Source organism: Methanolobus zinderi (assembly GCF_013388255.1).
In the GTDB taxonomy this organism is placed as follows: Archaea; Halobacteriota; Methanosarcinia; order Methanosarcinales; family Methanosarcinaceae; genus Methanolobus; species Methanolobus zinderi.
Map to the genome: position 1 here is coordinate 1,343,018 of NZ_CP058215.1, position 12,504 is coordinate 1,355,521.

Annotated in this window: 9 protein-coding genes and 1 tRNA gene; 6 read left to right on the plus strand and 4 right to left on the minus strand. The window is 39.2% G+C overall.

From position 1 onward, the window contains the following. Nucleotides 1-100 precede the first annotated feature (100 nt). Together HWN40_RS06610 and HWN40_RS06615 are read left to right on the plus strand one after the other, a co-directional pair. Nucleotides 101-2,767 (plus strand): NACHT domain-containing protein, encoded by a 2,667-nt coding sequence (locus tag HWN40_RS06610; protein WP_176964995.1) that lies wholly within the window; start codon nt 101-103, stop codon nt 2,765-2,767. A gap of 203 nt (nt 2,768-2,970) precedes the next feature. Further along, on the plus strand, nt 2,971-3,795 hold the full coding sequence (locus HWN40_RS06615) for a hypothetical protein (protein WP_176964996.1): 825 nt from the start codon (nt 2,971-2,973) through the stop codon (nt 3,793-3,795). 2 nt (nt 3,796-3,797) lie between these two features. Here HWN40_RS06615 and HWN40_RS06620 read toward each other — a convergent pair whose 3' ends face one another. Together HWN40_RS06620 and HWN40_RS06625 are read right to left on the minus strand one after the other, a co-directional pair. Continuing rightward, nucleotides 3,798-4,709, minus strand: coding sequence for a hypothetical protein (locus HWN40_RS06620; protein WP_176964997.1), 912 nt, complete (start codon nt 4,707-4,709; stop codon nt 3,798-3,800). 178 nt (nt 4,710-4,887) lie between these two features. Then, nucleotides 4,888-4,971: transfer RNA gene (locus HWN40_RS06625), tRNA-Leu, on the minus strand. Between the two features lie 80 nt (nt 4,972-5,051). Between HWN40_RS06625 and HWN40_RS06630 the strand changes: the two genes are divergently transcribed. Continuing rightward, the gene (locus HWN40_RS06630) at nt 5,052-5,807 is read left to right on the plus strand and encodes an MBL fold metallo-hydrolase (protein ID WP_176964998.1); all 756 of its coding nucleotides are present in this window, start codon (nt 5,052-5,054) and stop codon (nt 5,805-5,807) included. A 258-nt stretch (nt 5,808-6,065) separates the two neighbouring features. Here the strand turns inward: HWN40_RS06630 and HWN40_RS06635 are convergent, their stop codons facing one another. Next, nucleotides 6,066-6,608: a DJ-1/PfpI family protein gene (locus HWN40_RS06635; protein WP_176964999.1), complete on the minus strand. Its 543-nt coding sequence runs from the start codon at nt 6,606-6,608 to the stop codon at nt 6,066-6,068. A 233-nt stretch (nt 6,609-6,841) separates the two neighbouring features. Next, the gene (locus HWN40_RS06640) at nt 6,842-9,283 is read right to left on the minus strand and encodes an oligosaccharyl transferase, archaeosortase A system-associated (protein ID WP_343044100.1); all 2,442 of its coding nucleotides are present in this window, start codon (nt 9,281-9,283) and stop codon (nt 6,842-6,844) included. Nucleotides 9,284-9,414: 131 nt separating this feature from the next. On the opposite strand from HWN40_RS06640, the gene HWN40_RS06645 reads away from it, so the two are divergent. From HWN40_RS06645 to HWN40_RS06655, 3 genes are read left to right on the plus strand one after another with little or no spacing between them, the layout of a single operon-like run. Then, complete coding sequence (locus tag HWN40_RS06645; RefSeq protein ID WP_176965001.1) at nt 9,415-10,506, plus strand: glycosyltransferase; 1,092 nt, start codon at nt 9,415-9,417, stop codon at nt 10,504-10,506. Then, nucleotides 10,487-11,266, plus strand: a complete 780-nt coding sequence (locus HWN40_RS06650) for an ABC transporter permease (protein WP_281361434.1) — start codon at nt 10,487-10,489, stop codon at nt 11,264-11,266. Before HWN40_RS06645 ends, HWN40_RS06650 begins: the two co-directional genes overlap by 20 nt. Next, nucleotides 11,266-12,465: an ABC transporter ATP-binding protein gene (locus tag HWN40_RS06655; protein WP_176965003.1), complete on the plus strand. Its 1,200-nt coding sequence runs from the start codon at nt 11,266-11,268 to the stop codon at nt 12,463-12,465. Before HWN40_RS06650 ends, HWN40_RS06655 begins: the two co-directional genes overlap by 1 nt. Nucleotides 12,466-12,504 lie beyond the last annotated feature (39 nt).

The window sequence follows — 12,504 nt, forward strand, 5'->3', positions numbered from 1 at the left end:
ATTCAACCTAAAAATAATTGTATATACTTTTTTAGATTTACCACAGCCTTATAAATTAGTAAATAGTTAATACATGTAACCAACATATGTGAGATAAAAAATGGTTATTTTTGAGGTTTTATGTCTTAATTTAGTGAGTGCTGTGTTGTATGACACGGCAAAAAAAATAACAAAAAGTCACCCTGAAGCCCTTGGCATTTATTTGGAGTCTATTGAGCAACTATCTAATAAATATCCCGAATTAGAAATAGACCATATCCAAAATTTCCTTGAAGATGAGGGGGTTAAAAAAGCTATTACTGATTATCTAAGAAATCCCGATGCTGAGAAGTTTCTTAGTGATCTTAAAAATCAATTTTCAATAATGTTTGATGATGATTTTTTATCAGAAGATGTTGAATCTATATTGATTGATTTGTTTCAAATTATTGAATCTAAAATAGAAGCGAATCCGACTTTAAGGAATTATCTTGAAATAAGCTATCTAAAAAAAATAGATAAAGCCGTCGTAGAAATTAAAAAAGATAATGATTGGATAGCTCAAGCAATGGGAAATGAGCAAATAGAAGACCAATATGATTTTTTTAAAAGGGTTTGTAAGCTACAACACAAAAAAGAAGTTGAGTTTATAAGTGCAAAATATATTGAAGAACTTTTTGTACCCAGGAAAAAATATGACGATGATTTTCAGCAATTCCTTAAAGAGCTTAACAATAACAGAGAATACAACAAAAACCTTCCAGTAAAAAACAGAGAAATTGAAGAGCATAACAAAATAATAAGATCTCAAAATCAAGAAACAATGAAAAAGTATCCTCATATAAGTAAAAAACAATTACTTGATGAGAGGAAACTAATAAAAGAAACTCCATATTTAAAACCAATTCCTATTAAAAATTGTTTTTTTGTAATGGGTGAGGCAGGCATAGGAAAAACAAATCAATTATGCTATCTCAGCAAAAAATATGAAGAAATATACCCTGTATTATTTCTTAATGGTAGCAGAATGTTGCTAACCGATAAAGACATTGAACAATGCGTTACAGATAGTTTCACTAAAATCTTAAGTATAAATTCAAAAAACGTTTTAGATAGTTTAGAAAAAACATGCTCGGCTAAAAATATAACTGCTCTATTCTTTATAGATGCCATCAATGAATGCTTGAATTTAGATTTAATGAGAGTTTGTTTAGGAAATATTTTAAGCTACAATAAGGACAAAAATATTGCTTTTATAGTAAGTTGTCGTGATATAGACTGGCGTTTTTTTGAAACTGAAAACGAAATCAAGAATTGTATTTTTGATGTTGAAAAGCCTAATCTCTCTCTTCTTAGCGATGAAGAATTTAAGGAAGCTTGGGCACGTTATAAAGAGTACTTTAAACTTGATGGAGATATTTCAGAGGAAATTGTTAGTATTTGTAGGCAACCAATAATGTTGAGGTTTTTTAGTGAAGCTTATCAAGGTGGTAAAGTCCCCGAACAAGATATTAAGCGAATAGAGATTTTTAATAATTATTGGGACAAAAAACTTGATGGCACAGGCGAAAAAAGAGCAGCTCAGAATTTCTTATTTAGTATTGCTGATGCTATGGTAACTCAGAAAAAAGCTGAGTTAATCGAAACCGAAGTTGAAGAGGTAACGGACCAAACAACCGATGAACCGCAAACCACTTTTAGCAAGGTGCTTAGTGAAAATATAATTCTCTACAAAGAATTTGATAGTAGGACAAAAGAAAACAAAATAGGATTTACTTATGAGGCTTTTTTTGAATATGTCATAGCACGGTATTTTTTGAAAAAGTATGGTACTCTTAATGATGAGGATTTGCTTACTCAATTTAAACAAGTTGTAGAAACTATTTCTGATTTCAGAAACTTAATGGGTGCAACAGAATATATTATTTTGTTATTAGAAGATACTGAGGAAAATGGAGATTCTCAGAAAGTTTATGTTAGAATGATAGAGATACTTTCAGAATATCAGGACAAGAATTTAAGGCAGGAAGCAATAACAGTAATTAGGAAATTGAAGAGTGTGGGAGGGATTGAGAACTCATTGCAAAAACTCGCAGATGATAATAATGTTGAAATAAATAAAGGAGTCTATGATATTTTTAAACAAAATTATGAATTTTTCGATGTAACTTTCCAAAGAAATATTTTATGTATTTTAGCTACGAAAGGAAGCAATGAATTTTTACAAACTCCAATTAGCTTTGTGTTGGACTACTATAATCGGTTACCTTCTGAAATTCAAAGTCTAATTATATATTTTTCAGATTGTAATTTCATTAATACTAAAAGAAAAATGTCACAACTACTTTTATCCGAAACAAGGCTTCCACCTAATATTTATGAATCTGCTATAATCAATTTGATAAAAGAAGAGGATCGTATAATCAGGTTCAACATCTTAGAATCACTATCTATAAATATAGATTTGTTAGACAAACAAAATTTGACATTTTGCTTAAATAAACTTATTGAAGATGTAAAAATTGATCATGTACAATTAGCCAAATTAATAGAAGACAAACAGAAAATAATTCCAGAAAAGATAATAATTGATTTTATTGATTGGTCCCTAAATCATTGTGATTATAGAGTCAAACTACCAATTATTTTCTTGATAAAGGCATTTATTGAAAACAAAATAATTTCATTGAATGAAATCTATTTCAATTTTATTGATAGATTAGTTACTGATGCGGATGAGGATGTCAGCCAAAAAGCAGAAGAACTTTTATTCCCACTGTTAAGCTAGAACTACAGACAACATAATCTAAGAAATCATATTTTAATGCGTTGTGGGTTGGCATCTGGCAGGTAAATTGAAATTGTTCTTCCCATTGTCATGCATTGAGTCTCATATTAATATGAATAGAGTGAACTTCAAGCCATATTACATTTATATCTACAAATAAGTTAATAATGATATATCTTAAGTTTATTTAAAGGAGTCATTATATGCTTCAAGTAACAGATATTTGCCCTCTTTCCTGTTTTAATGACAAAAAAATATTCCATGATGAATTTAAAAAAATCACAAATAATTCGACAGCAGAAATACGAATTCCATTAGAAATTGGTGAATACTTTATTAACTATTCTCCCGTAGGAAATTATCCTGATAATCCTTATGTGATTATTTGTGGAAAAACTACATCTAAAGAAAGTCATAAGGATTTTGTAAAAGCATTGAAAAATGGTAAATCATTGCATGAAGCTTGTCTATCATCTATTTACGCAAATGACATGCGAGATAATCTCTTCAAGTATTTGCTTGCTATAGGTTTATTTGATTACTTAAGTAAAATTGTTCCATATTGGGAAACAAATGACCCAAAAACAAGCTGGAATGCTATGTTTGATAATTTGGATGATAGTTTAACTTCTGGAATTCAATTAACTCAAGCATTTAATTGTGCAATAATCCATCCAGTTAAAGGAAGTGCCGAACCTCCTGAAAAAGTCTTCAGAAATGTAAAAGACGAAATTGGATGTCTTTTTAAGCATTTTAGATTAAACGACAATTTAAAATTAATTATTTTTCTTGATACACCTTCAAAGGATCGCAGATTCCATCAAATAGAATACTGGAAAAAAGATAAAGCATCAGCACACAAAAATGTAAAAATAATATCTATAACTCATCCTTCTAATCAGAATCGAGTTATTTTCGATAACCTTAACGATTTAATGCAATTAAACTCAAATAAGAAGAACAATGCTCTCAAACTGTTTAATGAGGCGAAAGATACAATTAACTGTTTATTATCTGAATTAAAATAAGTTCAAAACCATTTTTCCAATTTTGTCTCTGTGTCATTTACTTTATTAGTCAATGACTCTTGGGAAAGTGTAATCGAATATTGTTTAAGAATGTCTTCGGATGACCCATCTCGAATAACTTCAAAGATATCGTTTTTAAATCCCTCTACATATCCCCTAATAGACCAATAAATTGTGCTAAGCAATAAGCCATATCCACTATAACCTAAATATGGAACAGATTTCATTAATTTTAATTCTGTATTTAAAGATCCAACTGATTTGAATACGCTTTTGTGAATACCACCAGTCTCAATCAATAATACATCTACACTTAGTAGAAAAGCACAAATATAAAATTTTTTTACATATTCAGCGTTGTTTCTATCTTCAAGAACTAAATCAGAGCTTTCCAGCAACTCATTATATGAATCAACTACTGGTAAATATCTTTCACCTTTGTTTATAAGTTGGATGAACTTAGTGTGTGAAGCTTTATCCAGTGGGATCTGTTCAAAATCATAATCCATATTTTCGTTAAGTACATCAATAACTCTATTGACCCGCTTCATCTCAGATTCATAATTGTTATACTCTTCTAAAAGTTTAACATCCAAAGGTTGTAAACCATAATTTTCCATTTCTAATGAAATAGAATATGCAGTTTGTGAAGCCATTTCCTTTTCATAAGTAGAATCATGATTTTCAATGATGGATAACAAATTAATTAATTCTTGATTAAAAGTTCCACTTGAATCCGATTCAATGACAGTTCTCAAATCAGAAATACTTGAAATAATTACGATATCGCTTGAAGGATCATTTCGATTCATTTCTTGTGAATTTAACTCAGCAAGACATCCACTATTACTAAGGATAAGCAAAATAACTGAAAATACAATAATATTATTTTGAAAATTAGAACATTTTTCCACTTAAATCACATTAAATCGTTATTGACTGTATACAGTATCGTAGTTCCAACTTTAAAAATGTTGTTTTTATATCTACATGCATGATAATTATAAAATGCATAAATTTAGTTGAAAAAATTAGTACTTCCTAAAATTCTGAGTATCTATTATTCAGGATACCTATAACCCAAAAACCAGGTGCGAGGGGTGGGATTTGAACCCACGAAATCCTTCGATACTGGATCTTAAGTCCAGCGCCTTTGACCAGCTGGGCAACCCTCGCTTTTAGAATAGTATATGTTGTCCGTAGTTGTAAACACCTGATAAATACAATTAAGTTACTTAAGCCTTATTATAGCAATTATGAAGATGAGATTTCTTGGAACTGGTGTCGGGATACCCCAGGTCGGACGGGTGCAGTCCGGGCTTATCATGGAGACGGATGGAAAACCGGTGCTGTTCGATTGCGGCTGCGGTGTTCTCGGGCGGATAGTGGAAGCGGGTTATAATCATACGGATATCGATAATATCGTGCTGACACACCTCCATCTTGACCATGTGGGGGATGTGCTGGCACTGCTCAAGGCCAACTGGCTCGTGGGTAAGACAGATATGCGTATCTTCGGTCCGAAGGGAACACAGGAATGGTTTGGTAAGGTCATGGAGACATACGACTACCTCAAGGACAGATTCGAGGTCGAGATCACCGAACTCACCGGAGGCGAGAGATTCACACCCCATGGCACCGATTTCAGTATCACATGCACACCCACGGTTCACAGTACTCCATCACTGGCATATCGCGTGGAATGCGAAAACAAGGCCGTGATCTACACAGGTGATACCGAACCATCGGAACCGGTATTCAGGTTCGCAGGCGGGGCTGATGTCATGATACACGAATGTTCATTCCCTCTTGGCTTTGAGATGACAATGCACACCACACCTGACATGTTCACAGATGTACTGAGCCGTGTCACACTGGACGTAAGCAAACTGTATTTTATACACCTCTATCCCCATATGCAGGGACACGAACAGGAAGCAGTCGATCATGTAAAGCAGCACTTTGACGGAGAGGTCATAATAGCATCAGATCTGATGGAGGTCGAAGTTTAACTGTTCTGACAAAGACCTAATTAATTTCCGGCTTTAAATCATCAGACAAAAAAAGCCAACGGAAAACAAAGAGCAATATAGCCATCCGCCGCAGGCGGCGCAGTCCGTTGCTGTTGTACAGAAAAATGTTGATTTTATCGTGGTAGTCGGATTGCATATCTTAAAAAGGATTTAGATTAATACAAAAGTTTTTCTTAAAAGGCAGTCTTTGAAGTATTTTCAATCATCATGTGGGAAAATGCCGGCATAGGCCGGCGTTTATATCTTTGAAAGAGCTTCCAGTACGGCCTCACCGAACTTTTCAGCACATTTCGGATCACGGCCTGTTACAACGTTATCCGAGATTATGACGTCCTCATCCTCATAGGTAGCCTTTGATTTTTTGAGTTCCTTGATGCAGGCATCATCCTTGAAAACAGTGGCCTTCTTACCTTCAAGTGCTCCGGCCCTGGCAAGGATAACAGGAGATACACAGATTGCTGCGACAACTTTCTCGTGTTCAATGGCGTCCTTTACAAGTTCATGAAGCTTCTCATTTGGCCAGAGATACTCCCTTGAACCGCCACCTCCTACTATCACAATGGCATCATAGTCAGCTACTATCGCATCATCAATACTCAGATCAGGTTGTATCTTCCTGCCAAGCATACCTTCAGCTTCTTTTGTGCTGTTGCTTGCAACGGTAACATCCATATCCATATCCTCAAAGATCTCTCTTGGCTCAAGGAACTCCTCGTCCCTGAAATTTTTCTGTGCAATAACCATTAGGACCTTTTTATCCTCTAACTCGCCTGGACTCATATTATCACTCGTTATCAAATAAACATTTAATGTTTTTGACCCCGCCTCCACTTTATACATCAGTCGCCATCATTTGTGCTCAAGGAATACATTTATTTTCTGCTACTTATACGTAACGCGTTTGGATAAACAGAGCGAAGTTCTGACTTACCGTATTTCAGAAACATGACCGCAGGTGCCTGTAATTAACAGAGAGGTCAGTAAAGATGAAAAAAGAAAATGCAAGGATAAAACTACACCAGATCCACCTGTATCTCATTACCCTGCATAACATCCTCTTCACTGACGGCAGTTTCCCGTACAACGGTCGCATTCTCAAGGAATACCACGAAGTTAGGGTCTGTGCTTATCTCCGGAATGTCGCCGTTTGTGGAATAAGGCACACGCATCTCGTAGTATCCGGACTCATCAGCAATAGCCATATTTTCGTAGATGAACTGCCTGTTCTGGTTGGAAGTCACCCTTACCCTGGCGTATACCGGGTCTCCAGGCTCTGCCGAGCCATATATCTTCGCTCCGGCCACATATTCGAATACCTTCACATTCTTAATAGGTGTGCCTTCCTCCTCATCCTCATTAAAGACAAGGCTCATCTGGCTGTTGGGGGATTCATGCACAAGACGCAGCCTTCCAAGGTGTGAACCGTCAAGTATGTGCAGTTTTGCAATAGTAGTTTTCCGCATATCCAGACTGTTATAGAAGGAATCGAAATTCTGCCCCATCATGTATTCTTCTCCTGCGATGGAAAAGATTGCACTGGACTTGGTGGCATACATCTTGTTATCGGTAACAACATACTTTACATTATTACCATCAAGGATGGAGTTGGATTCCGACTCATCGGCAGTCGCAAAAAAACGCGACGAAGCCTCAAGTCCCGTCTGGAAATTATTGGCAACAACAGGTCTTTTGGAAATATAGAGTATCCAGTTACCGTAATCCCACCAGCTCATAACACCGTACTCAGGCTCTGAGGATGGATCAAGATAATGCGATGTTTCAGGACTGTTCGCACCAAGCCATATAAGAGACTCCTGCCAGTCATAGTCAGGAACTCCCGGATGTGAGACGAGACTGTACACAGGTGTGAACAGTACAAATGACAGTATCAGCACAAGAATGGCTAAAAGTACTGGAGTTGTGGTTCCTTCCAGCATGGCTCCTGTGGGCTCTTTCACAGAAGCCGAAGTATTAGCTGCCCTGGATGCGGATTTCCCTGATTTTGATTTCTTTTTTCCGGATGCCGGTTTCGTGGTCCTGTATCCTGTCCTGCTTCCGGCAAGGCTCACATAGGCCATGTTAATGAAAAATCCGGAAAGCATGGCAACATTCACCGCAAGCAGGTATGCAAACCGTCTCTGGGAAATGGTCAGCACAATGACCACAAGCGACCAGATCATGAAAAATACCATCTCAGGCATGTACCTGTCACGGTGCAGTTTCAAGATACTCAGCACCAGGCCTATTATTCCTGTGATGCTGAATATGAACAATGTTTTCCACAGAGGTTCCAGTGTGAAACCATTATCATAGAAAAGCGGCATTGCTTCTGATATGGTTCCAAGAACTGCCGTAGCATCGCCAAGCAGGTAGAGAACCCCTCCCATGGTATTATCATAGAACTGCGGGGACAGGAAACGTAGTATCACAATCCCAACACCCGTTAGCACGGCAACTATCAAAGGATAGTAATACCAGTTCAGCTTTTTCGAAACCACATATCCTGCTAAAATTCCCAGCACAAGGATGCCAATGATGATCGCTGCAATGTATGCAGCATGGAACCAGGAAAGGAACATTCCGCTGAATTCCATTCCAGGGCGGACGACCGTTGCAATAAAGGGAATAACGATTACAAGAGCTGTCAGCAGAGCTGTGACCGATATTATCAGGGCGTGTTCCGAAAACCGCTCCTGTTTGAGTGATGCTGTAAGCTGGGCAAAGACGAACAGACCAATAAGTCCGATAAATATCGGAGAACCAAGCCATGTAAAAACCGCAATTGCAAGCACAAATCCACTGCCAGCTGAAAGAAGCATGGCTTTGCCTGAAGGATCTGACCGGTTCAGCAGTTCTTTACCCTTTGTTCTGATATCGGATATGGAAAGGTTCGCTTTTCCGCCATATTTCAGAGCCTGTAAGAAGAATGCATAGGCGGTTGTGGAAAGGAATATCTCTGCCACATGATGGTCCGTAGCGCCTGCCATTGTAACTGACAGGTTTATCGGGATCAGGGAAAGGATTGCAGCGCTGATAAGAGCCGTCCTTTTGTCAAAAACCGCAGAGGCTGCATAGTACAGTGGAATCAGGGTCAAAGCTCCCAGAAGTGCCGGGAAAATAGCACCTGCAAATTCAATGGTGCCGGTATCGGGATTTCCCAGTCCCAGTACCAAGGCAAGCAGAGCAATGGCCTGATCATATAAAGGTGGCCATCCAAGCTCGAATCCTGAAGGGTAATTAAGATAGGAGTCAAACGTAAAAGACGACGGGAAGTTCTCGGTTATATAAAGCACCCTTCTCATATGGTAAAAGGCATCAGTTCCCACGAACATGAATCTTCCTTCCGTGACTATCCCGGACAGGGAAACCGATCTGAGAAGAAATGAGAATAGCACTAACAAAGGCAGTAAGATCGTTTTGCTGAATAGCTTATTTCGATCCACCATGGTTATCATTCTTATATTTACAGAGTAGGAATGAATCTTAACGCTTAAATAAATAGACTAAACAAAAATACTACTGTAGCTTAGCAAAGTTTCTACTTCTCTTAAGTAGTAGAAGCATATCAGAATATAGTACTGATATTATGAGAATCGCGATTTTTCACGATTATTTCGGTGCTATAGGGGGCGGGGAAAAGCTGGTGCTGATGCTTGCCGAGAGGCTGAATGCGGATGTGATATCAACTGACATGGATCCGGCATCCGTGGAAAAGATGGGATTCGACCCATCAAACATGATCAGCCTTGGCGGTACACATATGACGCCTCCTCTTAAACAGATCCATGCATCCTATTTGTTTGCCACCTGTGACTTTTCAGAGGATTACGATTATTTTATCTTCTCAGGCAACTGGGCCTATTTTGCTGCCGGAAAGCATAAACCCAACCTCTATTACTGCCACACACCCACACGGGCTTTCTACGACCTATACGATACCTTCCTTGAAAGACAGTCGGCTTTTACTACAATACCCTTCATGCTCTGGGCTAAATCCCACAAAAGGTTTTCAGAACACTATCTTTCCCATGTGGACAGGATAGTCACAAACTCCGAGAACACACGCTCAAGGATCACCAGATATTTTGGCAGGGAGGCAGAAGTGATCCATCCTCCGACAGATCTGTCACGATTCAAAAGCGGACAATCCGGTGATTTCTGGCTTTCTGTAAATCGTCTTTACCCGGAAAAAAGGGTGGAGATGCAGATAGACGCCTTCAGGAAGATGCCGGAGGAAAAACTGCTGATCGTCGGAGGTTACTCAAAGGGGGACCATGCAGAATCCTACGCAAGAAGAATAATCCATGACCTCCCTCCGAATGTGACTTTACTGGGAGAGGTTTCAGAGGAGAAATTGCTTGAACTGTATTCCGAATGCAGGGGTCTTATCTGTACGGCACTTGACGAGGATTTTGGAATGACACCTGTGGAAGCCATGGCATGCGGAAAACCTGTGGTTGCGGTAAACGAGGGAGGTTTCAGGGAAACCGTTGTGGACGGGGAGACCGGCATACTGGTAGATGCTGGTCCTGAAGGTGTTATTGCGGGTGTAAAATTTGTCTCCAACAATCCCGTGGCTTTCAGGGATGCCTGTATTGCACGGGCGAAAACGTTTGATATAGATCTTTTTGAAAAGAAGGTCAGAAACGTGATAAATGATGGCAATCGAACATATTAGAGAATTGTATCAATACAGGCACCTTATATGGAACCTGTCTGTGGGAGAATTCAAACTGCGTTACAAGAACTCCATTCTGGGGTATTTCTGGTCCCTGCTTGAACCACTCCTGATGCTTACTGTATTGTACCTTGTATTCTCCAACCTGATGAGGGTACAGGTAGAATATTACCAGTTATTCCTGTTGCTTGGTATCATACTCTGGAACTTTTTCAGCAGATCCACCAGTATCGGTATGTTCTCGATAGTCGGAAAACCCGGTATGGTGAAGAAGATCTATTTTCCAAGGGACATCTTTGTGATATCATCATGCGTTACCGCCCTTCTCATGAGCCTGTTCGAATCGGTTGTGTTCGTGATCTTCATGATGATATTCCGGGTGCCAATATCCTCAAACCTGGTCTACGTTCCGTTTATACTGGTAATGCTCTTTGTATTCTCACTTGGTGCATCCATGGGATTGTCCGCCCTTAATGTCTATTTCAGGGACATGCAGTTCATATGGGATGTGTTCATGCAGGCCGCATTCTTCGGTACTCCCATTCTCTATACTCTCGACATGTTTCCCGAGAATCTCAAAACCATAGCCCTGCTCAATCCCATGGCAAGAATAATCATATCTGCACGTGATACCATCATCTATTCAACACCCGCAAGTACCGAGAATATGATATATATTGCTGCGTCTGCATTCTTTTTCCTTGTACTCGGTTATGTAGTGTTCATGAAACTGGAGCCCGGTTTTGCGGAGGAGATCTGATGACGGTAATAGAAGTCAGTAATCTCCATAAGGTATTCCGCATCCCGCATGAGAAAAGGAATACAGTGTTCGAGACACTGACCGGTTTTATGAAACCTTCCGGCTATGAGACCTTTCACGCACTGAACAATATAAACTTCACTGTGGACAAAGGTGAGGCTCTTGGCATAATAGGAGAGAACGGAAGCGGAAAGAGTACTCTGTTGAAAACGATCGCTCATATTCTCCGCCCGACAGACGGGCATGTTAAGGTAAACGGAAGAATTACTCCTTTCCTGGAACTTGGTGTGGGTTTCCAGCAGGATTTCACAGCCGCGGAGAACATACGGACATATGCAACTATCATGGGCATATCAAAAAGGGAGATCGAATCAAAGCTGGATGATATAATCAGTTTCGCAGGTCTTGAAAAGTTCCGGGACACAAAACTGAAGAACTTTTCATCGGGTATGCAGGTAAGACTTGCCTTCTCCACCGCAATCCAGACCAACCCCGAGATACTTCTCATGGATGAGGTTTTGGCTGTTGGTGATATGGATTTCCAGCAGAAGTGCATCGATGTGCTGAACCAGTATCGGAATGAAGGTGTGACTATCGTTTTCGTGTCACACGACCTGGGATCTGTCAGGCGTTTCTGTGACCGGACCCTGCTTCTGCACAAAGGAGAGCAGATGACTCTCGGGAACACCCAGGAAGTCATTGACAGCTACATGTATAGCAGGAACGAAGAAGATTCGGCTTCCGGTAATTCTGACAGCCTGCAGAACTCCGGGAGTGATAAGAGGTGGGGTAACCGGAAAGTAGAGATCACAGATGTGGAAATGTACGATAAATTCGGTAACAAAAGTAGCCGTTTTAATTCATTTGATCCCATGGATATACGAATACACTTCAATGCCCTTGAAAAGGTCAATGATCCTGTTTTCGGCATACAGCTCTATTCAGAGAAAGGAGAGCATCTTTTTGGTACCAATACCGAGATTAAGGAAATAATAATAGACCATGTGGAAGGAGAGGGCCGTATAGACCTCAGGATTGAAAAGATCCCAATGCTCACAGGCAGGTTCCAGCTGACCGTAGCTGTTCACTCACATGAAGGTAAGATATACGACTGGCATGACAAACTATACCGTTTCGATGTCTATCCCACATGCAGGGATTCGGGACTTTTCCATATTCCCTGCACCTGGGGATTGTGAAGGTACTTGGGTCTGTTTATATGTGCAAAATCGGTGATC